General features: G+C 66.7%; 21 protein-coding genes and 1 pseudogene. 19 read left to right on the forward strand and 3 right to left on the reverse strand.

Going from position 1 to position 24,457, the window contains the following annotated elements:
- The first annotated feature begins 26 nt into the window (after positions 1–26).
- The 6 genes from LQD00_RS16460 to LQD00_RS16485 all read left to right on the forward strand — a co-directional run bounded on the left by LQD00_RS16460 (position 27) and on the right by LQD00_RS16485 (position 7,799).
- Positions 27–2,081 (forward strand): 5-oxoprolinase/urea amidolyase family protein, encoded by a 2,055-nt coding sequence (locus LQD00_RS16460; RefSeq protein WP_232718227.1) that lies wholly within the window; start codon positions 27–29, stop codon positions 2,079–2,081.
- Entirely contained in the window at positions 2,078–3,748 is a 1,671-nt protein-coding gene (gene atzF, locus LQD00_RS16465) for an allophanate hydrolase (RefSeq protein WP_232718228.1), read from the forward strand. The genes LQD00_RS16460 and atzF overlap by 4 nt, the downstream gene beginning before the upstream one ends.
- 220 nt (positions 3,749–3,968) lie before the next feature.
- Positions 3,969–5,798 carry a hypothetical protein gene (locus LQD00_RS16470; protein WP_232718321.1) on the forward strand — a complete coding sequence of 610 codons (1,830 nt, stop codon included), beginning with the start codon at positions 3,969–3,971 and terminating at the stop codon, positions 5,796–5,798.
- A gap of 191 nt (positions 5,799–5,989) precedes the next feature.
- Positions 5,990–6,184 (forward strand): hypothetical protein, encoded by a 195-nt coding sequence (locus LQD00_RS16475; RefSeq protein WP_005201466.1) that lies wholly within the window; start codon positions 5,990–5,992, stop codon positions 6,182–6,184.
- Positions 6,185–6,366: 182 nt separating this feature from the next.
- Entirely contained in the window at positions 6,367–7,251 is an 885-nt protein-coding gene (locus LQD00_RS16480) for a DUF3558 family protein (protein WP_232718322.1), read from the forward strand.
- Complete coding sequence (locus tag LQD00_RS16485) at positions 7,248–7,799, forward strand: DUF3558 domain-containing protein (protein WP_155225516.1); 552 nt, start codon at positions 7,248–7,250, stop codon at positions 7,797–7,799. Before LQD00_RS16480 ends, LQD00_RS16485 begins: the two co-directional genes overlap by 4 nt.
- A 15-nt stretch (positions 7,800–7,814) precedes the next feature.
- Here LQD00_RS16485 and LQD00_RS16490 read toward each other — a convergent pair whose 3' ends face one another.
- Positions 7,815–8,648: an acyl-[acyl-carrier-protein] thioesterase gene (locus LQD00_RS16490; RefSeq protein ID WP_232718229.1), complete on the reverse strand. Its 834-nt coding sequence runs from the start codon at positions 8,646–8,648 to the stop codon at positions 7,815–7,817.
- A 100-nt stretch (positions 8,649–8,748) separates the two neighbouring features.
- Here LQD00_RS16490 and LQD00_RS16495 point away from each other — a divergent pair, with 100 nt between their 5' ends.
- The 6 genes from LQD00_RS16495 (at position 8,749) to LQD00_RS16520 (ending at position 15,378) form a co-directional block, all read left to right on the forward strand.
- A complete protein-coding gene (locus LQD00_RS16495; RefSeq protein ID WP_232718230.1) occupies positions 8,749–10,437 on the forward strand; it encodes an FAD-dependent oxidoreductase in 1,689 nt (562 codons plus the stop codon).
- A gap of 2 nt (positions 10,438–10,439) precedes the next feature.
- Positions 10,440–11,717 (forward strand): glycosyltransferase family 4 protein, encoded by a 1,278-nt coding sequence (locus LQD00_RS16500; protein WP_232718231.1) that lies wholly within the window; start codon positions 10,440–10,442, stop codon positions 11,715–11,717.
- Positions 11,704–12,432, forward strand: a complete 729-nt coding sequence (locus LQD00_RS16505; RefSeq protein WP_006866160.1) for a class I SAM-dependent methyltransferase — start codon at positions 11,704–11,706, stop codon at positions 12,430–12,432. The genes LQD00_RS16500 and LQD00_RS16505 overlap by 14 nt, the downstream gene beginning before the upstream one ends.
- Positions 12,429–13,484 (forward strand): prenyltransferase/squalene oxidase repeat-containing protein, encoded by a 1,056-nt coding sequence (locus tag LQD00_RS16510; RefSeq protein ID WP_232718232.1) that lies wholly within the window; start codon positions 12,429–12,431, stop codon positions 13,482–13,484. Before LQD00_RS16505 ends, LQD00_RS16510 begins: the two co-directional genes overlap by 4 nt.
- Positions 13,485–13,598: 114 nt before the next feature.
- Positions 13,599–14,456 carry an LLM class F420-dependent oxidoreductase gene (locus LQD00_RS16515; protein ID WP_006866158.1) on the forward strand — a complete coding sequence of 286 codons (858 nt, stop codon included), beginning with the start codon at positions 13,599–13,601 and terminating at the stop codon, positions 14,454–14,456.
- 58 nt (positions 14,457–14,514) lie between these two features.
- Entirely contained in the window at positions 14,515–15,378 is an 864-nt protein-coding gene (locus tag LQD00_RS16520) for a mycofactocin-coupled SDR family oxidoreductase (RefSeq protein WP_006866157.1), read from the forward strand.
- Positions 15,379–15,404: 26 nt separating this feature from the next.
- Here LQD00_RS16520 and LQD00_RS16525 read toward each other — a convergent pair whose 3' ends face one another.
- Positions 15,405–16,007: a TetR/AcrR family transcriptional regulator gene (locus LQD00_RS16525; protein ID WP_232718233.1), complete on the reverse strand. Its 603-nt coding sequence runs from the start codon at positions 16,005–16,007 to the stop codon at positions 15,405–15,407.
- A gap of 169 nt (positions 16,008–16,176) precedes the next feature.
- On the opposite strand from LQD00_RS16525, the gene LQD00_RS16530 reads away from it, so the two are divergent.
- From LQD00_RS16530 to LQD00_RS16540, 3 genes are read left to right on the forward strand one after another with little or no spacing between them, the layout of a single operon-like run.
- Positions 16,177–17,568 carry a flavin-containing monooxygenase gene (locus LQD00_RS16530; protein ID WP_232718234.1) on the forward strand — a complete coding sequence of 464 codons (1,392 nt, stop codon included), beginning with the start codon at positions 16,177–16,179 and terminating at the stop codon, positions 17,566–17,568.
- Positions 17,565–18,506 (forward strand): alpha/beta hydrolase, encoded by a 942-nt coding sequence (locus LQD00_RS16535; protein WP_232718235.1) that lies wholly within the window; start codon positions 17,565–17,567, stop codon positions 18,504–18,506. The genes LQD00_RS16530 and LQD00_RS16535 overlap by 4 nt, the downstream gene beginning before the upstream one ends.
- Positions 18,503–19,270: an SDR family NAD(P)-dependent oxidoreductase gene (locus LQD00_RS16540; protein WP_232718236.1), complete on the forward strand. Its 768-nt coding sequence runs from the start codon at positions 18,503–18,505 to the stop codon at positions 19,268–19,270. The genes LQD00_RS16535 and LQD00_RS16540 overlap by 4 nt, the downstream gene beginning before the upstream one ends.
- Positions 19,271–19,363: 93 nt before the next feature.
- Here the strand turns inward: LQD00_RS16540 and LQD00_RS16545 are convergent, their stop codons facing one another.
- Positions 19,364–20,056, reverse strand: a complete 693-nt coding sequence (locus LQD00_RS16545) for a class I SAM-dependent methyltransferase (protein WP_232718237.1) — start codon at positions 20,054–20,056, stop codon at positions 19,364–19,366.
- A gap of 49 nt (positions 20,057–20,105) precedes the next feature.
- Here LQD00_RS16545 and LQD00_RS16550 point away from each other — a divergent pair, with 49 nt between their 5' ends.
- The 4 genes and pseudogenes from LQD00_RS16550 to LQD00_RS16570 all read left to right on the forward strand — a co-directional run bounded on the left by LQD00_RS16550 (position 20,106) and on the right by LQD00_RS16570 (position 24,321).
- The gene (locus tag LQD00_RS16550; RefSeq protein ID WP_232718238.1) at positions 20,106–21,074 is read left to right on the forward strand and encodes an NADPH:quinone oxidoreductase family protein; all 969 of its coding nucleotides are present in this window, start codon (positions 20,106–20,108) and stop codon (positions 21,072–21,074) included.
- Between the two features lie 57 nt (positions 21,075–21,131).
- The gene (locus LQD00_RS16555) at positions 21,132–21,401 is read left to right on the forward strand and encodes a DUF2277 domain-containing protein (RefSeq protein WP_232718239.1); all 270 of its coding nucleotides are present in this window, start codon (positions 21,132–21,134) and stop codon (positions 21,399–21,401) included.
- A gap of 225 nt (positions 21,402–21,626) precedes the next feature.
- The gene (locus LQD00_RS16560; protein ID WP_232718240.1) at positions 21,627–21,923 is read left to right on the forward strand and encodes a hypothetical protein; all 297 of its coding nucleotides are present in this window, start codon (positions 21,627–21,629) and stop codon (positions 21,921–21,923) included.
- A gap of 266 nt (positions 21,924–22,189) precedes the next feature.
- Positions 22,190–24,321, forward strand: a pseudogene (locus tag LQD00_RS16570) (TPR repeat region-containing protein).
- Positions 24,322–24,457: the final 136 nt, after the last annotated feature.

The raw sequence follows: 24,457 nt of genomic DNA on the forward strand, positions 1-24,457 counted from the left end.
CACTCCGACCTGCGAGGAACCACACCATGTCTGCCGCCACCGGGGCCGCCACGCCCGCCCCCGTCACCGTCCTGCGGTCCGGTCCGCTGACCACCATCCAGGACTGGCCCGGTCGTATCGGGTACTGGAAGGTCGGGGTTCCGCCGTCCGGCCCCATGGACGACTTGTCATTCCGTCTGGCCAACCTCGCGGTCGGGAACCCCGAGACGGCAGCCGGTCTCGAGGTCACCCTGATGGGCCCGGCGCTGCGGTTCGACGCCGACGCCGTCGTGGCGGTCACCGGCGCACCGGTGACCGTGAGCCTCAACGGAAAGTCTGTGCCGCAATGGGTTCCGCTGACGGTCTCGGCCGGTGACGTCCTCGACGTCGGGACGGTGGGGTCGCTCGGCATGCGGGCGTACATCGCGGTGTCCGGCGGTCTCGACGCCGAGGACTACCTCGGGAGCCGTTCCACGTTCACGATGGGTCGATTCGGCGGTCTGGACGGCCGCCCGCTCGCGGCCGGTGATCAGCTCGCGCTGCTCGGCGCCCCGACCGGCCCGGCGCGGCGCATCCTCGGTGACGAGCAGCCCGCCTTCACCAACACCTGGCAGCTGGCGGTGACCGTCGGTCCGCACGGCGCGCCGGAGTTCTTCACCGAGGCAGACATAGCCGACGTGTTCGCCACCGACTACGAGGTGCACTTCAACTCCGATCGGACCGGCATCCGGCTCATCGGTCCCAAGCCGCGGTGGGCGCGCAACGACGGCGGCGAGGCGGGTCTGCACCCGTCGAACATCCACGACAACGCGTATTCCGTCGGTGCGCTGGATTTCACCGGTGACACCCCGATCCTGCTCGGTCCCGACGGCCCCAGCCTCGGCGGGTTCGTGTGCCCGGTGACGGTCGTGACCGCCCAGCGGTGGAAGCTCGGCCAGCTCAAGCCCGGTGACACGATCCGCTTCGTGGCGGTGCGCAGCGAGGAGACCGCGTCGCCCAAGGAGACCGGTCTCGGCCGGCGTGCGAGCTTCGTCGACGTCCTGTCCTCGGGCGGCGACGCCGACAACGGCATCCTCGGCTCGACGACGACCGCCGACGGGACCACCTCGGTGACCTACCGGCGTTCCGGTGACGACAACATCCTCGTCGAATACGGCGACATGCAGCTCGATCTGGCCCTGCGTGCTCGTGTGCATGCCCTGAGCGAGCGCATCACCGCCGAGAAGCCCAGGGGCCTCATCGATCTCACACCCGGTATCCGGTCGCTGCAGGTCAAGGCCGATCCGGACGTGTGGTCCCAGTCCGGGATGCTCGAGTGGCTCACCGAATGTGAGAGCCAGCTGCCCGCGGCCGAGGACCTCGTGGTGCCCAGCCGAACGGTGCATCTGCCGCTGTCCTGGGACGACCCGGCCACCCGTGAGGCCATCGAGCGCTACATGCTCGGCGTCCGCTCCGACGCTCCGTGGTGCCCGTGGAACATCGAGTTCATCCGCCGCATGAACGGACTCGACTCCGTCGACGACGTCTACCGGACCGTGTTCGACGCCAGTTACCTGGTGCTCGGCCTGGGGGATGTGTACCTCGGTGCGCCCGTTGCGGTTCCACTGGACCCTCGGCATCGGCTCGTCACCACGAAGTACAACCCCGCCCGAACCTGGACCCCGGAGAACGCGGTCGGCATCGGCGGCGCCTACCTGTGTATCTACGGCATGGAAGGCCCCGGCGGTTATCAGTTCGTCGGACGCACCACGCAGGTGTGGAACCACCGACACCCGTTGCCGGCACCCGGCTTCGATCCCGAGCATCCCTGGCTACTGCGTTTCTTCGACCGCATCTCCTGGTATCCGGTCAGTGCCGAGGAACTCCTCGACATGCGCGCCGACGTCGCGGCCGGCCGCGGGGACAGCACGAAGATCGCCGACGGTGTCTTCTCGCTGGCCGAACACCAGCGGTTCCTGGACGCCAACGCCGGCGACATCGCCTTCCGGCGGGAGAAGATGGAGATCGCCCGCGCCGAGGAACGTCAGAGATGGTCTGCGCAGGGTGAATTCGCCGCCGATCTGAGCACGGCCGGGGCCGAGAACGAGGAGCGGGTGGCATGAGCAAGGTCGACGAGATCTACACGCGGATCGCCGAGGCGGACCGTCCGGAGGTCTTCATCACGCTGCGTCCGCAGGCTGAGGTCGCGGCCGAGTTCGACGCAGCCCTCGCAACGGGCGGAGACCTGGCCGGTACGGTCCTCGCGGTCAAGGACAACGTCGACGTCGCCGGGCTGCCGACCACGGCCGCATGCCCGGGCTACGCCTACACACCCGCCACCGACGCCCCCGTGGTCGCGGCACTACGGGCCGCCGGTGCGGTGGTGATCGGCAAGACGAACCTCGACCAGTTCGCCACCGGCCTCGTCGGGACACGCAGTCCCTATGGCGCGGTGCGGGATTCTCGACGACCCGACCGCGTCTCGGGCGGTTCGAGCTCAGGTTCCGCGGTGGCCGTCGCACTCGGATTCGCCGACATCGCGATCGGCACCGACACCGCCGGGTCCGGGCGCGTACCCGCCGGATTCGCAGGGCTCGTCGGGGTCAAACCCACGGTCGGGGCGATCTCCACCGACGGTGTCGTGCCGGCCTGTGCGAGCTACGACGCCGTGACGATCTTCGCCGCAGACCTGCCGCTCGCCAATCGGGCGATGGCGGCGATGGCCGCCGCACAGGGCCCCCGGCCGTTCGGGTCGTCGGTGCCGCTGGCCGCGCCGGAACGACCCGTCGTCGCCGTACCCGCCGAACTGCCCGAACTCGACGAGGCGTGGCATGCCGCGTTCGCCGAAGCGGTGTTGCGGGCCGAGGCCGCAGGCTTCGTGACCAAGACCATCGATCTGTCGCCGTTCCTGGCGGCAGCGAAGCTGCTGTACGAGGACGCGCTCGTCGCCGAACGGCACGACGCCGTCGGCGATTTCCTGGACTCGGCGGACCCGGCAGCCGCCGGAATCGACTCCACTGTCGCCGGGATCATCGGTGCCGCTTCGCGATTCAGCGCGGTCGACCTGCTGCGCGCCCGACGTCGACTCGCCGAACTCCGGGCAGAGGCCATGGGGGAGTGGGGCGACGCCGCCGTGCTGATGGTTCCCACCGCGCCTGCGCACCCGACGATCGCCTCGGTCGCCGCCGACCCCGTCGGCGTCAACTCGCGGTTGGGTACGTACACCAACTTCTGCAACCTCTTCGACCTGTGCGGGCTCGCCGTGCCGAGCGGTGAAGTGCCCGAAAGTGATGGTAGCCGAGCGCAATTCGGCGTCACCTTCCTCGGTGCTGCGCATGAGGACGCGGTTCTCGTCGACGTGGCGGCCCGGTTTCTCGGTGTTCCCGATCTCGGGGCGTCGTGGGTGGAGACCGAGGAGGCGATCGAACTCGCGGTTTTCGGTGCGCACATGCGGGGCGGTCCGCTCACCCACGAGCTCAGCGAACGAGGTGCCCGCTGGGCGGGGGAGATCACGACGACCCCGGCCTACCGCCTCGTCGCGCTCGACACCGTCCCTCCGAAGCCGGGACTCATCCGCGATCCCGCTGTGGGACGGGTGATCCGGGGCGAGGTTTGGCGCCTGTCCCCGGCCGCGCTGGGCGAGTTCCTCGCCGCCCTCCCGGAACCGATGATGTTGGGCAAGGTCGAGGTGGCCGCCGGGGAGACTGGACCCGCGCGGTGGATCGTCGGCTTCGGTTGCGCGGCCGACGCCGGTGCTGCGGGAACGGAACTGGATCGCGACCGCTGGTAGAGCGAGTGTCCAGGTGAGTTCCGTATGACGTCGAACCCGGAAACCGGGCTTGGCGTCATACGGAACTCGAACGTCCTCCGAGCGCTGCTCCCACCTGGTCGTTTGTCCAACGGGACGGTTTTGTGCACGTGTCTCGTCCCGGCTACCAATTTTCGATTTCCGATGCTTAACTTGCTCAGCGCAAGGGGTGGGAAGAAAGAAAGTTGGACGAGTGACCAGCATGGGGCGGAACGGAACTCAGCGTTCGGAGAAGGTCGCGCGACGCGCGGACCGCAAGCAGAAGCGTCAGCACCGCGTCGTCGCGGGCGCTGCCGCGATCGCCACGGTGGCCGCGATCGGCGCCGGGCAGGCGATGGAACCGGCAGCCGCGGAGGCGGCTTCGTGGTGGTGGCCGACCCCGACGACCGGTACCGGTCTGGCCAACCAGATCAAGGACCTGAAAAACGAGTACGGCACGAACCCTCTGGGTGAACTCCTCGCCGACATCAACAACGAGGCGCTGGCTGAGCTCGTCGAGGCCTGGCGGGTCGAACTCTGTGCCTCCGGCGGCGACAGAGGTGGCGCGGACTGCTCCGATTCTTCCACCGGCCTCGGTGGATTCGGCGTCGCCGTCGTGTTGCCGGACAGCCTAGAGCTGGTCCCGGTCGGCGTGTACGGCGCGTTCAAGGACTTCTACGACGACATCCCGCAGTGGATCAAGGACGGCGCGAATGTCATTCTCGTGCCGATCTTCAAGACGGAATTGCCGTCGAACATCACGCCCGAACCCGACACCACCGGCTCGGCGACGGTCAAGGGCAACGGTTTCCAGTTCGCACTCGCGTACCGCGACGGGAACGCGACCGCCGTCTCGTACCTCCCGCTGAGCATCGCAACCGCCGGGGCCAGCGACGGCCGGTCGTCGTTCGCCTTCGCGGTCCTCGGTTCCGCCCACGCGTGGAACACCGGGGATCTCGACGTGACCGTTCTCGGTAAACCGCTTGCCACCATCCCGGGTGTCACCGGTGTCGGTTGCTACGGAGGGCTCACCGCCGGCTACGCCGACGGCGTCGGTGCCTGTGCGAACGTGGCCGGAACCTTCGACTTCCGCTACCGGCAACCGAACCGGGAAGTGCAGTTCGCGCTCACCGACCCGACCGCGCTCCTGTCAGACCCGACCGGTGTCCTGGGCGGTGCCGGACTCGAGATCCTGTCCGGTCTGGCGTCTGCACTACTCGGCGGCGAGGGGGTCGATTTCGACGGAGACTGGTTCTCGCTCTCCAAGGACTTCGCCCGCCTGAGCATCGGTGGCGACTACGGCCTGCTGAGCGGCAACTTCCTCCGCCTCACCAGTGACTATGGCTTCACCGGGCCGATCACCGTCGACTGGCTGGGTTCCCAGGTGACGTTCCGTCCGCTGGTCGAGGTGAACGGCGAGTACCGCCCGAACCGCCTCGGCCTCCCGGTCATCACGTTCGGGCAGCTCGACACCGGCGAGATCATCCCGGTCATCCACATCCCGAGCTACGAGTTCCCCTTCGGCATCCCGGCAACCGACGACGCCGTGATCCCGCAGTCGAACACCGTCGCCCGGGTTGCGACCTCGGCTCCCGCCGAGTTCGCGGCGTCGACCTTCGCGCAACCGGAGACCGCTGAGTTCGTGGGCCCCGAGTACGCAACACCCGAGATCGCGTCCGACGGCTCGGGCAGCGACATCACCGAGGAGTACGTCGGCAAGCATCGTGCGGCCGATGACGGCTACGAGGGCAAGCATCGCGCCCCCGAGGTGCCCGCCGCGGATTCCGACGCCGGCTCGGACAACGGCTCCGACAACGACTCTGGCACCGACTCCGACAACAGCGGCGGTGACTCGGATTCGGGCAGCTCGGACCCGGGCTCGGACCCGGGCTCCGACGGCGGCAGCGGTTCGGACAGCGGTTCCGGCTCGGCCGGCGGCTCCGGCTCTGACAGCGGAAGCGGTGGCTCCGGCGCCGGCAGCGACTCCGGCTCGGGAAGCGGTTCCGACAGCGACTCGGGCTCGTCGAGCGGCTCCGGCGCAGAAGCGGCCTGACACCGGCCGCCCACAGACCGGCGCCCCGGCACTGGACTCGATCCGTGCCGGGGCGTCGACCATCTTCCGACCCCCTGGGCTCGGGACTCACCGTCGGTCGCCGGGTCGACCTCCGGCGGCTGCGCGCGGGTAGGAACTACCCTGGACGCAACTGAAGCTGGATGACAGCGGAGCCGAGCAGGGAGGCCGTGATGGCGATCGATCGCGACAGAAGCAGGGCAGTGTCGGAGGTCGTCCGGCAGCATCCGGTGATGAGTCTGGTCGCGGTGTCGCCGGGTATCGCCGTGTTCGTGGTCCTGCTGTTGCTCGACCAGACGTTCCTGGCGATCCTCTTCGCCATTCTGGCCGTCGGCGGCGGGGTGTACCTGCTGTCCCGCAAGCGCTGAGCATGACGCCCGCGCGGTGAACCCCGACTCGACGATGGGCGCGGCTACAGTGGTGGCCAATGAGCGCGACCGCATCGCTGCGCGGTGCCGGCGGGCGCATGCGGGTGAAGGGAGTGCGGGCGCATGATCGACGATTCGGGACGTCACCACGGCCGGACGGCCTGGCGGCCGGGTCACTGACCATGTCCACGCGCGTCGATGCCTACATCTGGGCCATCCGCCTGACCAAGACCCGATCCGCGGCCGGCGCCGCATGCCGCGGTGGCCATGTCCGTGTGAACGGTGTGACCGCGAAACCCGCACAGCCGGTGGTGCCGGGTGACGAGGTCCGGGTCCGGCTCGCCGGGGGCGAACGCATCGTCGAGGTCACCAAGACCATCAACAAGCGGGTGTCGGCACCGTTGGCCGCCGAATGCTTCATCGACCGGTCGCCGCCGCCACCGCCCAAGGAGATCCTGGCGAGCCAGCCGCGCCGCGACCGCGGTGCCGGTCGGCCCACCAAACGCGAACGGCGACAACTCGATCGGCTCCGCGACTCGAGCTTTCTCGTGGCTTTCCTCGCCGTCGTCGTGCTGCTCGTCGGTGGTTGTTCGGACGACGAGCCGGCCGACCCGAACCGGCCGAACACCCCCGAGGCGCCCGCACAGGCCGGTTCCGGGCCGTTCTTCGGCAAATGCGGCGGCGTGACGCTGGAAGAGGTCACCCGCATCACCGGCTTCGGTGGACTCACCGAGACCGTCAACAACACCTCGGTCTGCGAGTGGGACACCACCGGTTCGCGGACGGGTGCCGTCGCCTCGTTCAACTGGTACCGCGGTTCGCCGATCGGCCGCGAAGAGGCCAACGTCAAGTTGTCGCGCGACGTGACCAACAAACTCGAGATCGACGGCCACCAGGGGTTCATCGGCTACACCCAGTCCGGCCAGATCTGCGAGGTCGGTATGGGATTCGGCGCCGACTTCTTCGAGTGGTCCATCCGGGGCGACGCGGTCGAGGCGCGGCCCATCGAGCAGATCTGTGACGCCGCACGGGAGTTGGCGAAGCTGTCCATCGAGCGTGCCTCATGAGGCGGTCACTCGCAGTCCTCGTCGCGCTCCTCCTCGGCCTGACCGCACTCGTCGGTTGCGCGCGCACGGTCGACGGTGAGCCGGTGCCGGTGGGCGCCGCCGGACAGTCCGGCAGCAGCGACATCGACACCGATCAGTTCGACAAACTGCTCCTCGAATGCGACGTGCTACCCGACGCGATGATCGCCGACGTGGTGGCCGGCGGCGGCTTCGCCGAACGGTCCTTCAGCGGCGCCATCTGCCGGTGGCTGGTGTCCGGCGCGACCGACGTCGTCAGCGTGACGTTCAACTGGTTCGAGTGGGGCAACGTCAACCTCGAGAAGGAGACGGCCAAGAAGCTCGGCTTCCAGACCGAGAACATCAAGGTCGCCAGCCAGTCCGCCTTCACGCAACGCGACCCGAACCGTCCCGGCGTCTGCGGGGTCACCGCGCGGGCTCCCAGCCGCGGGATCTTCACCTGGTTCGTCGAACCCCGCAGCGCACCCGCGGGCGACCCGTGCGAGGCGCCGATCAAGCTGATGGAGCTACTGCTCCAGGGCGGTCAGTAGCCCCCGGGATTTCTTCTACCGATCGGTGGGCAGCGGACCCACCACCACACTCGCCGCGACGAGGAGTTCGTCGCCGGTGCCGGGCATCATCAGCCACACGGTCAGCTGATCGCCCTCGCGGACACGACGCAGGGTGAGACGGGTCCCCGGCACGATGGGCCGCAGGTACTCGATGACGACGCGATGCGGTATGTCGACGAGGTCGGGGTGCTCGACCAGCTCGTCCTCGATGGCCTCGAGGTAGGCGGCGTTGTTGAGGTGCTTGAAGGGGTCGAAGTCGGTGATCCGCAGGACGTGCTCGCGGTCGGGGAACGGGATGTCCTCGGCGGCCGGCGCCTTCTCCGGGTTCATCGACTTCCATCGCAGACGGTGCTCGTCGGTCATCGACGACAACATCTCGAAGGCCTCGTCGGAGAGTCGGGACGGCACGCCCTTGTCGTTGACGTTGATCCAGAACGCCTCGGTCTCGATGAGGCCCGCGGGGCGGTCGTCGGGATTGAAGCGGTTGGTCTCGTGTTCGGAGGTGAGCCGCACCCGCATGTTGGTCCAGCGCGTCGACAGCGCGCCGCACCAGCGCTGGGCGGTGACCGTCGCCGGCCAGGAGATGGGCCGGATGACGTCGATGATGGTGCGCCGGACGATCCAGAAAGGCTCGGTCTTCCCGAACTCGGTGGCCTCGAGATTGTCGTTGGCGACGTCTTGCAGGTACCGCGCGACGGCGTCGAGCCGCACCCGCATGTCCTGGTCGACATCACCGGTCCGGACCCGGTACTCCGCCTGGTAGAACCGGGCGCCCTCCTTGCGGTCGGGGAGTGACCCCGCTCTCACGTCTGACGTAACCTGGCTCACTCGGGTCCCTTCGATGGGTCGCAGGTATCTTTGCAGTTAAGATACAGTCAAGGCTGAAACTAGAACACGTTCTACGTGTGGAATTACGGAGAAACAGCAGATGGCGCATGTGATTACCCGTCCATGTTGCAACGACGCCAGTTGCGTGAGCGTGTGTCCGGTGAACTGCATCCACCCGACGCCGGACGAGCCGGAGTTCTTGACTGCCGAGGCTCTCTACATCGACCCGGAGACCTGTATCGACTGCGGCGCGTGCATCGACGAGTGCCCGGTCGAGGCGATCGTTCCCGACGATCAGCTCACCGAGCGCGATGAGCCCTATCTGCAGATCAACGCGGACTACTACAAGGACCACGACGTCGAGGGCGGGCTCGTCCCGCCGCGTAAGGCGCCGCAGCTGCCCGACCGGGAACTGCACGTCGCGATCATCGGGGCCGGTCCGGCCGCGTTCTACGCCGCCGAGGAACTCGTCCGCAAACCGTCCATCAAGGTCGACATGTTCGACCGTCTGCCCACGCCCTACGGCCTGGTCCGCGCGGGCGTCGCCCCGGACCACGCCGCCACCAAGGGTGTCGAGAAGACCTTCGCGTCGGTCGCCGCCAAGAAGAACTTCGACTACTACCTCAACGTCGAGGTCGGCAAGCACATCAGCCACGACGAACTCGTCGCCCGCTACCACGCGGTCATCTACGCGGTGGGCGCCGCGACCGATAAGCGGCTGAACATCGAGGGCGAGGACCTGCGCAACTCCGTCGCGGCCACCCAGTTCGTCGCCTGGTACAACGGCCACCCGGACTTTGCCGACCTCGATGTCGACCTCTCCTCGGAGCGGGCGGTCGTCGTCGGCAACGGCAACGTCGCCCTGGACGTGGCGCGGATCCTCGTCACCGATCCCGACGAACTGGCCAAGACCGACATCGCCGACCACGCCCTGGCGAAGCTGCGCGAGTCGAACATCTCCGAAGTCGTGTTGCTGGGCCGACGCGGCATCGCGCAGGCGGCCTACACCAACAGCGAGTTCCTCGCCCTCGGCGACGTCGAGGGCGTCGACGTGGTCATCGATCCCGAGGACCTGGTCCTCGACGAGTCGTCCGAGGCGGCACTGGCCGACGACACACTCGACTCGACCATCGCCACCAAGATCCGGCTGGCCCGCGAGTTCTCCGAACGTCCGCAGACCCCCGGCAACAAGCGGATCGTCTTCCGGTTCCTCGCATCTCCGGTAGAAATTGCCGGTGACGGCGAAGTGACTACGCTGACGTGCGTGCGCAATGCCTACACCGAAGCCGACGACGACGCCGCCGGCCGCGTGGCCGTGAAGGCCACCGACGAGAAATTCGACCTCGAGACCGGCCTGGTCCTGCGGGCCATCGGGTACCGCGGCGTCCCGGTCACCGACCTCCCCTTCGACGAGGGGCGCGGCGTCGTCCCGAACGCCGAGGGACGCGTGCAGGCGGCGACGGAGGGCGACGTGATGCCGGGGCTGTACGTCACCGGCTGGATCAAACGTGGAGCGACAGGTGGTATCGGCATGAATCGACTGTGCGGTCAGGAGACGGCACGCGCCGTGATCGACGACTTCGTCGCCGGGAGCATCGGCGACCCGTCGACCCCGCGTGACGACGTCGCCGCGCTGTGCGCCGACCGCGGTGCCAATCGCATCGACCTGGCGGGATGGAAGGCCATCGACGCAGCCGAGAAGTCCGCGGGCAAGGCCGCCGGTCGAGCGCGGGCCAAGTTCGTCAGCATCTCCGAGTTCGAGGCGGCTGCCACCGCCGGAGCGCAGTAACCGTGCGGGTTGCACTGCTGTCCTACCGCAGCAAACCTCATTGCGGTGGGCAGGGCGTCTACGTCCGTCACCTCTCCCGCGAGCTCGCGCTCCTCGGGCACAGCGTCGAGATCTTCTCCGGGCAGCCGTATCCGGAGCTGGACCAGTCGGCCATCGACGCCGGTGTCACGATCACCAAGGTGCCCAGCCTCGGGCTCTACGACGAGCCGGACCCGTTCCGTACGCCGAAGCTGAACGAGTACCGCGACTGGATCGATCTGCTCGAGGTCGGATCGATGTGGACGGCGAGTTTCGGCGAACCGCTCACCTTCAGCCTGCGGGTCGCCCGGTTGCTGAAGGAACGGCGCGACGACTTCGACATCGTGCACGACAACCAGTGTCTCGGTTACGGACTGCTCGAGATCCAGAAGGCGGGCTTCCCGCTGATCGCGACGATCCACCACCCGATCACGCGTGACCGCACCCTCGCGGTCAAGGCGGCCAAGGGCTGGCGGAAGATCACCGCGTGGCGCTGGCACTCCTTCCTGCGTATGCAGGGGCGTGTCTCTCGCCGGATCCCGGAGCTGCTCACCGTTTCTCGCAGCAGCGAGGTCGACATCCGCAAGGCCTTCGACATCCCGTCGGGCCGTATCACCACGATCCCGCTCGGCGTCGACACCGAGATCTTCACCCCACGTGCAGAACGCGTCCCGGGCCGGATCGTCTGTGTCGCCAGCGCCGACGCGCCGCTCAAGGGTGTGTCCTACCTGCTCGAGGCGGTGGCGAAGCTCGCTGCCGAACGTGACGACGTCAAACTGGTACTTGTGTCCAAGTTGGACCCGAATGGGCCTTCTGCCAAGATGATCGAGGATCTGGCAATCGGCGACCGGGTGTCGGTGGTCTCGGGACTCGAGGACTCCGAGATCGCAGAACTCCTGGCCTCGGCCGAGGTCGCCTGTGTGCCGTCGCTGTACGAGGGCTTCTCGTTGCCTGCGGTCGAGGCGATGAGCTGTGGGACACCGCTCGTGGCCACTCGCGCCGGTGCGATCCCGGAGGTCGTCGGCACGTCAGAGGAAGCCGCGCTGCTGGTCCCGCCACGGGATTCCGGACGCCTGGCCCAGGCGATCGGGCGACTGTTCGACGACTCCGAGCTGCGGGCTCGTCTCGGTGCGGGCGGTCGACGCCGCGCCGAGGAGAACTACAGCTGGGCCGCAGTGGCCGCGAAGACGGCGGCTCACTACGAAACCGTGCTGGCCGGTCATCGGCGAGCAACAGAAGGGACATCGAGTGCTGACAGTTGATTTCGACCGTCTGGGCGTGGGCCCGGGCACCAAGGCGATCGACATCGGGGCGGGTCAGGGACGACACTCCTTCGAGATGTTCCGTCGGGGAGCGGATGTCATCGCCTTCGACATGTCGGAGAGCGACATGGCCGACGTCGCGGAGATGTTCGACGCCATGACGGCCGAGGGGCATGTGCCCGCGTCGGCCAAGGCTCGCGCCGAGGTCGGCGACGCCCTGCGTCTCCCGTACGCGGACAACAGCTTCGACGTGGTCCTCATGTCCGAGATCCTCGAGCACATCCCGACCGACGAGGGCGCGATCAGCGAGATGGTCCGCGTCCTCAAGCCCGGTGGCGTTGCCGCCGTGACGGTGCCGCGGTACTGGCCGGAGAAGGTCTGCTGGGCCCTGTCGGACGAGTACCACGAGGTCGAGGGCGGACACGTCCGCATCTACAAGGCCTCGGAACTGTCCGACAAGCTGCGCAAGGCGGGCCTCGAGGTCACCGGAACCGATCACGCACACGCCCTCCACGCACCGTACTGGTGGCTGAAATGTGCTGTCGGCGTGGAGAACAACGACAACGTACTGGTCAAGGGATACCACCAGCTGCTCGTCTGGGACATGATGAGCAAGCCGTGGCTGACCCGTGTGGGCGAGCAGGTGCTCAACCCGATCATCGGCAAGTCCGTGGCACTGTATCTCCGTAAGCCCGAGACCGCCGCGTCTTCATGACGGCCGCTCCGGCTGTCCCTGGAGTGGTCACCGCCGAGCAGATGCGCGCCACCGGCGCGGCCATCGTCGGCATGCAGGAGGAATCCGGTGCACTGCCGTGGTTCCCCGGTGGGCAGACCGACCCGTGGGATCACATCGAATCGGCGATGGCGTTGTCGGTGACCGGTTTTCACGCCGAGGCCGAGGCGGCCTACGAGTGGTCGCGGCGTAAGCAGCGCGCCGACGGCTCGTGGCCGATCCGCACCGTCTGCGGCAAGGTGGAGGACGCCGGCACCGACTCCAACTTCTGCGCCTACATCGCGGTGGGGGTCTGGCACCACTACCTGATCACCGGCGACGATGCCTTCCTCCAGCGGATGTGGCCGGTCGTCTGGTCGGCCATCGACTGTGTGCTGCGCTTCCAGCGCGACGACGGCGCCTTCCGCTGGGGCGGCGACCACCGCACCGGCGCGATGTTCGGCGAGGCCCTGATCACCGGTAACGCCAGCATCTTCCAGGCCCTCGACTGCGCGATCCGGATCGCCGCCGAGCTGGATCAGCCCGACGATGCGTGGACCGCCGCGCACACCAAGCTCGGCGACGCCATCCGCACGGACACCGCGCGCGACTCCGAATGGGAGATCTTCACGCCCCCGTCCGAGCACTCGATGGACTGGTACTACCCGATCCTCGGTGGCGCGGTGCGCGGAGAAGCCGGGCAGAAACTGATCGCCCGACGCTGGAACGACTTCGTCGTACCCGGCAAGGGTGTGCGGTGCGTCGATCACCGCCCCTGGGTCACCGGTGCCGAAACCTGCGAGCTGGCACTGGCTCTCGACGCCCTCGGCGACACCGCCGACGCCATCCGACTCATCGCCTCGATCCAGCATCTGCGCGATCCCGACGGATCGTATTGGACGGGACTGGTTTTCGCCGACGGCAAACGCTGGCCGGTGGAGAAGAGTTGCTGGACGTCGGCTGCCGTCGTCCTGGCGGCCGATGCCGTGAGTCGCACCAGTGTCGCCAACGGCATCTTCCGCGACGTCCGGCAGCGATTGACCGTCGCGCCCTAGGCCTCCTCGCGACGCGCGAACCCCTGGTCTCTGTGGCGCCCATCACCTAGACTGGTGTCCAGTCAACCGTCCGATTCTGTCCCGGGCGGCAGCAACGGTGCCCGGGGAGGCCACATGGATTTCGGAATCGTGCAGTTCACCAGCGATCGCGGGCTCAAGCCGCATGTGCTGGCACCGCTGATCGAGAACGCCGGCTTCGCGTCGTACTACGTTCCCGAACACGGGCACATCCCCACCCGCCGCGATGCCGCGCACCCGCAGACCGGTGACGAGACCCTGCCCGACGACCGGTACATGCGCACCCTCGACCCGTGGACGTCGCTCGCCGCCGCGGCCGCGGTCACCGAACGCATCCGCCTGGCGACCGCCGTGGCGCTCCCGGTGCAGTCGGACCCGATCACCCTGGCCAAGACCATCGCCACTCTCGACCACATCTCCGGGGGTCGTGTGACCCTCGGCGTCGGATTCGGTTGGAACCTCGACGAACTCGCCGACCACAACGTGCCGCCGAAGCGGCGTCGAACCATGCTGCGCGAATACCTCGAGGCGATGCGCGCACTGTGGACGCAGGAAGAAGCCGAGTACAGCGGCGAGTTCGTGAACTTCGGGCCGAGCTGGGCGTGGCCCAAGTCGACGCAGGGTCACATCCCCGTGCAGGTGGGTGCGGCCGGCAACGAGAAGAACTTCAAGTGGATCGCTCGCAGTGCCGACGGTTGGATCACCACGCCGGGTGAAGAGGACATCGAGGGGTCTGTCGCACTGCTCAAGCAGATCTGGTCCGACGCCGGCCGCGAAGGTCAGCCGGAGATCGTCGTCCTCGACTTCAAACCGGTCCCGGAGAAGCTCGCGAAGTGGCGTGAGATCGGCGTGACCACCGTGCTCTACGGCCTGCCCGACGACTCGGTGGAACGCGCGACGGGCTACCTGGCGAAGCTGGCCGGGAAGCTCGACCTGGTCCCCGCAACCGTCTGAACCACCGAACGCGGTCGGCGTCGTCCGGCCGAGAGTCTGCACACCAGAGGAGAAGGAAGTGGACACACGGCTCGACGGCAAGGTCGCCCTGATCACCGGCGCGGCGCGCGGACAAGGACGTAGCCACGCCGCTCGCCTGGCCGAGCAGGGCGCCGATGTCATCGCGATCGACATCTGCGACCAGATCCCGACGGTGAACTACGGGATGAGCACACCGGACGATCTGGCGCAGACGGCGAAGATCGTCGACTCCTTCGATCGCCGCGTCATCACCAAGATCGCCGACGTGCGCAGCCGGGATGCGCTCAAGGCTGCCATCGACGACGCGGTGGCCGAGTTCGGGCGTCTCGACATCGTGGTCGCCAACGCCGGGGTGAGTCCGCTCGGTCCCGACAGTCCGTCCGTGACGTGGCTCAACACGGTCGCGGTGAACCTCGGCGGAGTCATCAACACCCTCGAACTGACTGTGCCCCACCTGGAGTCGGGCGCGTCAATCATCTGCATCGGATCAATGGCGGCGTTCATGGGTTCATTCGAGTCGAAGGAGGCCGGACCGGGAGCCTCGGGATACAGCCACTCGAAGCGGGCGGTGGCGCGGCTGGTGAACGACCTGGCACGCAACCTCGCGCCGAAGGGCATCCGGGTCAACGCCATTCACCCGGGCAACGTCGACACCCCGATGGTGCACCACGACGAGATCTACCATCTGTTCCGTCCCGACCTCGAGAAGCCGACGTACGACGACGTCAAGGGCGTTTTCGCGGCGTTGCACGGCATGCCGGTCGATCTCATCCCGCCGGAGGACATCAGCGAGGCCGTCGTGTATCTGGCGTCCGATGCCTCCCGCTACATGACCGGACAGCAGTTGCGTCTGGAGGCGGGTGCACTGCTGAACTCGGTCCCGCCGGGCGTGCCCGACTGACAGCAACCCTGAAACGCCTGCGAGCGTCAGGGATTCGGGTCGGTGCGCAGGCCGGGTAGAACGAAGCGGTCGAGGTGGCGGCGAACCTGTTCGGCGTCGTCGATGTCGACGGTCTCGCCCGGCGATGTGCCGAGGCTGATCAATACGCGCGCAACCCATTCGGCGACCTCGTGCAGGTCGTGTCCGGCGTGGATCTCCCCGCGCCGCGCGGCTGCCTCGACGTACGGGAACCAGAAGCCGGCGAGGTCGGGGACCAGTTTCACGACGCCGACGCCCGCGCATTCGGCGAACTCCGTCGGCTCGTCGGTGCGCAATCGCATGAGAAGGGTTCCGGGGTCGTCGTAGGCGCCGCGCCCGATCCGTACGCCGGCGGTCAGCTGTCCGGCGAGATCGCCGATGCCGTCGAGCGTCGCGCGTGCGTCGCGCCAGAACGACTCTGTCAGCCGAACGATGGTCGCGCCGATCATCGACGGTTTGTCGGGGTAGTGCCGGTACAACCACGCCCGGGAGACGCCGGCGGACTCGGCGACCTGCTGCATCGTCGTCGCCCGAATACCCTTCTCGGCCAGCAGCTTCTCGGTGGCGTCGAGCAACCGGTCGTGGACCGACGGGTTGGTTGTCTCGGTCACGGGGATCTCCTGCGTCGCTCGTCGCCTGGGCGTGCGCCGTCGTCAGCGCTCCGCCGAAGACTAACAAGCCCGTAGACAGTTCGCGGAATCTGTGTACACGGCCGGGGCCATGGGTGTAGACACAAACCAGATTGTGTCTACAGATCATGTTTGTCCAGAGGGGGGCAGTGTGCCGTTACCAACCACCGCGATCATCGGAGCCGGGATCAGCGGCCTGACCGCGGGCAAGATGCTGACCGACTACGGCGTCCCGTACACCTGCTTCGAGAGCTCCGACCGCATCGGCGGCAACTGGGCTTTCGGAAACCCGAACGGCCACAGCAGCGCATACCGGTCGCTCCACATCGACACCTCCAAGCATCAGTTGTCCTTCCGGGATTTCCCGATGCCCGACGAGTACCCCGACTTTCCGCACCACACGCAGATCAAGGCCTATCTCGACTCCTACGCGGAGGCCTTCGACCTCACCTCCTCGATCGAGTTCACCAATGGCGTCGAGCACGCCCGTCGACTCGACGGCGGGGGCTGGGAGTTGGAGACCCAGCGCGGTGAACGACGCCGCTTCGATCTCCTCGTCGTCGCCAACGGGCACCACTGGGACCCGCGGTATCCGAACTTCCCGGGCAAGTTCGACGGCATCGAGATGCACGCCCACCACTACATCGATCCGCGGACCCCACATGACTTCATGGGCAAACGCATCCTGGTCGTCGGCCTGGGGAACAGCGCGGCCGACATCGCAGTCGAGTTGTCGTCGAAGGCTCTCGACAACAAGCTGACGCTGTCGACCCGCTCCGGTGCCTGGATCGTGCCGAAGTACTTCGGCGGCAAGCCCGCCGACAAGTACTACAGGACCTCACCGCACATCCCGATGGCCTGGCAGCGCAAGTTCGTGCAGATCATGCAGCCGGTGACCGCCGGCCGACCCGAGGACTACGGCCTGCCGACGCCGAATCACAAGTTCTTCGAGGCACATCCGACGCAGTCGGTGGAGCTGCCACTACGACTCGGATCGGGCGACGTCATCGCCAAGCCGAACGTCAGTCGCCTCGACGGGTCGACGGTGCACTTCGACGACGGCACCTCCGACGACTTCGACATCATCATCTATGCAACGGGATACAACATCACCTTCCCGTTCTTCGACCCGGACTTCATCTCCGCCCCCGGCAACCGCATCGACCTCTACAAGCGGATGTTCTATCCGGGTATCGACGACCTCGTCTTCGCCGGTTTCGCCCAGGCGGTCCCGACGCTCTTCCCGTTCGTCGAATGTCAGTCGCGCCTGATCGGCGCGTACGCGACCGGCCACTACCGGCCGCCGTCGGTGGCGGAGATGCGGGCCACGATCGCAGCGGACACGGAGTTCTTCACCGGTCACATGGTCCAGAGCGCCCGACACACGCAGCAGCTCGACCACTATCTGTACGAACACAACATGCGAACCAAGGAGATTCCCGACGGTCGACGCCGCGCGCAGGAGCAGGGTCCGATGACCTGGGCCGGCGTTGCTGAGTCCGTGTCCGTCGGCACGATCTCGGAAGCGGAGGCCACCGCATGACCACACCGTCCGGAGCTCAGACCGTTCGTTTCCCATCGTCCGGCATCGATTGCGATGCATGGTTCTTCACCGGATCGTCGGACTCGCCCTTCGAGGTCGACGGCAAACGTCCCGTCGTCGTGATGGCGCATGGTTTCGCGGGCACCAAGGATTCGGGTCTCGCGCCATTCGCGCAGCGCTTCGCGGAGGCCGGGCTCGCGGTCTTCGCCTTCGACTACCGCGGTTTCGGGTTGTCGGGAGGGCAACCGCGACAGCAGATCTCGCTCGAACGCCAGGCCGACGACTATCGCGCAGCGATCGTCGCGGCGAAGAAGCAGCCCGGCGTCGACCCGGATCGGGTCATCCTCTGGGGAGTCTCCCAGTCGGGCGGTCACGCACTGACGGTCTCCAGCGGCCGCGCCGACATCGCCGCGGTGATCTCGGTGATCCCACTGGTGAACGGCCTCGCCGCCGGTCGCGTGGCCTACGACCAGGTCGGGGGAGCGGCCATCGCGCGCTCGACGGCGTCGGCGGTGGCGAGCGCGGTTTCCTCGAAGCTGGGTCGCGGCCCGAAGATGATGCGGGTCGTCGGAGAGCCGGGCGATCGCGATGCGGCACTGACCGCACCGGGATTCCTGGAGAGCTACCTCGCGATCGCCGGACCGTCGTGGCGCAACGAGGTCGACGCGTCGGTCGGCCTGGAGATCGGCGGGTTCCGCGCGGACAAGCACGTCAGTGATATTCACGCTCCTGTGCTCGTGCAGATCGCCGACCACGATTCCGCTGCGCCGCCTCACGCGGCGGCCAAGACGGCCTTCAAGGCACGCGCCGAGGTGCGGCACTACCCATGCGATCACTTCGATGTCTTCGAGGGCAACGACTGGTTCGAACCGTGTGTCGGGCACGCGATCTCGTTCCTCACCCGCCACCTCGCCGACCAGACGGTGAGCGCCCGGTGAAGCGCGCCGTCGTCATCGGCGGGGCGTCGGGCATCGGGCTCGCGACGGTCGACGCCCTGACGGCCGAGGGCGTGGAGGTCGTCGTCGCCGACGTCGACGCCGACCGTGCGGAAACGATCGCCGCCGAGCGAGGCGACACCGTCCGCGCACTGCATCTCGACGTCACCGACGAGAACTCGGTGATCGCGGCGTTCGACGCGATCGGGAAGTTCGACACCGTGGTGAACTGTGCGGGACTGTCCGATCCCGGTGCGCTCACCGAACTCGAGCTCAGCGCGTGGCAGCACACCGTGGATGTCTGCCTGACGGGCACGTTCCTGGTGATCAAGCACGCCGGTCGTCGGATTGCCGACGGCGGGTCGATCACCTGCATCGCCTCGCTCAACGGCCGTCAACCGGGTGCCGGGATGGGTTCGTACTGCGCGTCGAAGGCGGGTGTACTGATGCTCGTGGAAGTCGCCGCACTGGAGCTGGCGGAGCGAGGGATACGGGTCAACGCCGTGTCGCCCGGCCTGGTGCAGACGCCCCTGACCGAGGGCATCGGATTCGTGCCGGGTCTCACCGAGGAGTACATCGAGAACACTCCGCTCGGACGCAGCGGCGAACCGGCTGAGATCGCCGACACCATCGTCTTTCTCGCTTCTGACAAGGCCCGATGGATCACCGGCGCGGCCTTCGACGTGAACGGCGGGGCCCACCTCAAGCGGTATCCCGACGTCCTCGGAAAGGCGCGTGCGATGCTCGCCGGTTCGCTCCCTGAGTAGCGAGCGGGCCAGCGTTGTTCTGCTCCCTGAGTAGCGAGCCGGCGAGCGTTGTTCTGCTCCCTGAGTAGCGAGCCGGCGAGCGTATCGAAGGGACTAGCCCTTCAGCGGTGCCCCGATCTCGCCCGAGTCGCGGCGCAGCACGCGCAGTGAGCCCTCGGCCCGGACCTCGGTGAACTGGCCGGTCTCCAGTGCCTGGCAATAGATCTCGTAGGGCGGGCGTCCGCCGTCGGCGGGGTCGGGGAAGACGTCGTGGATCAGCAGTGCGCCGCCGATACGGACCCACGGCGCCCAGCCGTCGAGGTCGTTCTGGGCGGCTTCCATGCTGTGGCCGCCGTCGATGAAGACGAAGTCGGCCGGCTTGCCCCAGACTCGCGCGGCCACGGTCGAGGGGGCGAGAAGTCCGACGACGGTCTTCTCCAGCCCGGCGTCGAACATGGTGCGGCGGAAGCGTGCCGAGGTGTCGAGCGTGCCGGTGTGCGGGTCGACCAGCGACTCGTCGTGGTACTCCCAGCCGGGCTGGTGTTCTTCGGAACCGCGGTGGTGGTCGACGGTGACGATGACGGCGTCGTTGGCCTCGGCGGCGGAACCCAGGAAAACCGTGGACTTTCCGCAGTAGGTGCCGATCTCCACGCCGACCTTCGTCGAATCCGGTTGGGACAGATACTCTCCGGCGATCTCGAACAGCGTCTGTGCCTCGTCGAGCGGCATGAAGCCGGGTGTTTCGTCGGCGACTTTGCGGCGTTCGGGGGACGGTGCGTTCGGCGACGGCGCCGTGGACTGTGACATGGCACAGATCCTATCGGGTGTGTGAGCGGCGCCGCGTAGGGTGACCGGTATGAAAGCTCAGGTACTCAGTGCAGAGACAGGCCCTTCCGGACTCGAATTGACCGAGGTTCCCGATCCCACTCCCGCCGACGGCCAGGTCGTCGTCGACGTCAAGTCCTGCGGTGTGTGTTTCCCGGACCTCCTGATGAGCCAGGGGAAGTACCAGCTGCGCGTGCCCACCCCGTTCACCCCGGGTACCGAGGTCGCCGGTGTGGTGCGGTCGGCGCCCGAGGGTTCGTCGGTGAAGGTGGGGGACAAGGTCCTCGTCGCATCGATCGTCGGCGGTTTCGCCGAACAGGTCGCCGCCGCGCCGGAGCAGCTGCTGCCGCTGCCCGAGGGGCTCAGTTTCGAGCAGGGTTCGGCGATGGGCATCAACTATCAGACCGCCCTGTTCGCCCTGAAGACCCGCGCGCACACCCAGCCCGGCGAGGTCGTCGGTGTTCTGGGCGCGGCCGGCGGCGTCGGCACCGCCTCGATCATGGTCGCGAAGGCCATGGGCGCCAAGGTCGTCGCCATCGTCCATCGCAAGGGGGCCGAGGAGTTGCTGCGCAGCGCGGGCGCCGACGCGATCGTGCAGCTCGAAGAGGGCTGGGGCGACAAGCTCCGAGAGGTCGCGCCCAAGGGCGTCGACGTCATGATCGACCCGTCCGGTGGTGAGGTCTTCGACGAGGCGCTGCGTCAGGTCGCGCCGGACGGCCGCTACGTCGTGATCGGCTTCGCCGCGGGCGGAATCCCGACGGTCAAGCTCAACCGCGTGCTCTTCCGCAACATCGCCGTAGTCGGTGCTGCGTGGGGCGAATACGTGCGCACCCACCCGGACCTCCCGGCGATCCTGCACCAGGAGCTGACGCAGATGATCGCCGACGGCATGACCCCGCAGGTCAACGTCACCTACTCGCTGGATCAGTTGCCCGAGGCGTTGACCGATCTCGCCGAAGGGCGGATCCTGGGTAAGGCGGTCGTCAAGATCGGCGACTGAGGACATCGGCTCGGCCGGCGACGACCGCAGGAGAACCCACCTGCGAAGGGAACCGCCATGTGCCGCAACATCACCGAACTGCGCGGACTGGAACCGCCCGCCACGGCCGACGAGGTCGAGGCGGCCGCGCGGCAATACGTCCGCAAGGTGAGCGGCGTGCGGCACCCGTCGCCGGCCAACGCTGAGGCCTTCGAAGCCGCGGTAACCGCCGTCACCGCGGCCACCCGCACCCTGCTCGACGCCCTGCCCGAGCGACGCCAGCCGCCGAAGACGGTGCCGCCGCTTCGGCGCACCGAGGTCCAGGCGCGGATCGCCGCGCGCGGCTAGCAGCCAGATGTCGCGGTTCGTAACGCCCGCCGATACGAACCGCGACACCTGCGAATCGGGGCGGAGCGGGCAACGAAAGCATGTCCGCCGCCAGCCCTGGGGAGTACCTAGGTGCACCCGCGTTCTGGCCGGGTTAGGATCGCGAAGACATTTGTGCTGATCATGGCCATGCCGTGCGTGGCCATGCGGTTGGGTGGGGGAATAGTGACACCGAAGACTGTAGAGGTGAACACGGGCAGCCTTGCTGAGACGGCGACTCACCTGCATTCGTTGGGGGCGTCGATTCGGGGAATCGAAGCGCCGGCGTTTGGAGCGATCGGGAACTCATTGGCGGGTTTCGAGACCGCATCCGCCGCCGCCTGGGTCGACGGGTCGGTGAAGCAGGCTCTTACAACGATTGCAGGTCGACACGAGCAGTTTGGCGATGCGCTGGAGTCCGCTTCGATCGCGATGGTCAACGCGGACTATGTGGCCGCCCGACTACTAGAGGCGCTTGGCGACCTCAATCAGCGTCCTGAGTGATGGTGGCGAAGACGCGCAGTGTTGTCCGCGATGCACACCCCGAGATACTCGCTCATGCGGCGTCCGCACTGGTACCGGTGTCCTCCGCAATCGAGGGTAAAGCCGAGCAGCTGCATGCAAAGGTAACCGGCCTCGACTGGAAGGGGGCCGCTCGTGACGGGGCGTTGACCCGCGCGGACCGAGAAAAGACACAGATGACCCGCGCAGCGGACGCCGTCGACCAACTCGGCGAAGCGTTCAAGTCGGGTGGCAGCCGGATGGCTCCGATGGTCGCGAGCCTCAATACGTCGGCTACCAACCTCGAAAACGACCAGTTCTCAGTCTCGGAGGAGTGGACAGTCCGCGACTTGCGAGACTACGCATCAGAAGAGAAACGCAACGAGGGCGACCCCACAGCACTGTCGGCGATCGCCGAAGCCCGTCGAATTCGGGGCGAAGAAGCTACCAACGAGACCATTCGACTGCAAAGACTCGCCCAAGAGTTGCACACCGCTGACCTCGACACGAAGCGCGCGATCAGTGAAGCAGAAGAACTCATCAGAACACTTACGCCCGTCACCGCGGGATTCAGTGTCCGCCAGTCAGAGATCGACCTGAAGGCACTCAGGGACGGCAAGCTGTCTCCCGCGGCCCGAGATCGACTGAGGCAAGCGGCGTCGTTGAGTCCTGAGCAGCTCGAAGCGCTGAGTGATGGGCAAGCTACTGAGATCCCTCAGGGGCAGTACGACTACCTGAGCAGCATCATGAACGAGCTCAAGACGGCGAACATGGACGAGCTACTCAGTATCAATAACGCTGCGCCGGGGCTATCGGAGATGCGTTCCGCATCATGTCGAATCCGAATTTGCATACGAACGCGGGTTCAACGGGCGGGCTCGACCGCCTACCTGACTCGGTTGTCTCGCTACTGCGCGACAACCCAATCGAGTACACGACCGCGGGTATATCGACGGGATTTCCGTACTCATTCGCTGGGGTCCCACGCCTGGATGATTTCAAAACTTTGAACACGATACTGAGTGACCGCACCGACCGTGGTCTACAACTCGGAACGGATGTCGATCGCGGGATGCTCAAACAGGCCTCTGAGATCGTAGGCGCTCTTCCGGACGACGAAGACAAGCTCTTTGGCATGCGTGACGAGAACCAATGCGTCGAGGATGTTCGGAAGCTTGCGAGCTCAATGCTTACCAACTCGAGTCACGACCGGCAGGCGGTGACGGACTTTCTCACAGGGGAACGGATGGCCGCGACTGTTGCCGAGGGGCATAGGTACGACGCCGACGCGCACGTGTTGAACATCCTGTCTGAGCGGTGGTCTATCGACGGCGCGAAGATCGGTGAAGAGGGCGACTTGTCGGGCGGTAGAGATCTGTTCGATTGGATCGGAGCCGCGGCGCCTGCAGACGGGTTCGAGGGACAGCTTGGTGGCAAGGCAGCAAATGCATTGGCACGCGTCATAATTGACCACGAGAACGAACTCGACTCCTTGGTTGTCGAACGAGACTCCGCGGGGAACAACAAGTACGAGACATTCGGTGACCGGAATGCCCTGCTATCGCAAGTACTTGCCAAGAATCTGGCGCCGTACTTCGGTAACTTTGCCGGCGCTCCGGACGAGGTGTTGACCAACCACACGGCCGGTCAGCTTGAAGACACGGTCGAGTTCTCGAAGCTGATCGGGGTTCTGTCAACGGATCCTGGTGCCGGTCGAGTGGCGTTGAGTGCTGCGGTGCAGTGGGAGAACTTCCTTGCGCATGAGTACGGCAGCGACCCAGACAACGCGGAGTTGGCCACTGCAGCGGCGAAGATGCACAAATCCATGGATGACGGCCTTACCAATGCGTTGACAACCCTCGCCGACAACGACCAATGGGAGCGGGTGCGCGAGTGCAACGAGAAGTCTTTTCTGATCGATTCAGCAGGTGGACTCTTGGCTGCCGGCGGCTTAAAAGTTCCTGGGCTTTCGGAGGTCGCAGGTTCGGCAGTACCACTCGTGAAGATGGATGAGGTCGCGTTGCCAACTGCCGATCCGCAAGATAACGAGGCTGCATGGAAGACAGAGCTTGGGGACCTTGGGACCAGCCTCGACAAACTGACGGCCGGGCAGGACCGGGTTGTTCATGTGACGTCCGGATACGTCGAGGACCGGCCAGATCTTTGGGGTAAGGCGTGGACTGCGCGCGACGGTTCTCAGATAACGTTCGTGAGGCCAGACGGTTCCCTTGACCTAGAAATAGTTCAGGCCAACGGCCGAGAATTCACGAGATTCTCGAAGGAGATCGGTGCGGTGAGTATTCGTTTCGAATACAACGACCACTTCGGTGAATCACTCGAAGACCCGACGATCAACGATTCTGACCAGTCCATGGAGGTAGTAGATCGTGCGCCGCGCTGACGTTGCTGCGATAGTTGTTCTGTGTCTTGGGCTTGTGACTGCTTGCGGTGACATTGATCGGTCCCCGTCCTCGGGGTCTGCAGGCAGCACCACGTCGAGTTCAGTCCGAACGGCGTCCCCCTCGGAGGCCCGTGCA

The organism is Gordonia metallireducens, assembly GCF_021245825.1.
In the GTDB taxonomy this organism is placed as follows: Bacteria; Actinomycetota; Actinomycetes; order Mycobacteriales; family Mycobacteriaceae; genus Gordonia; species Gordonia namibiensis.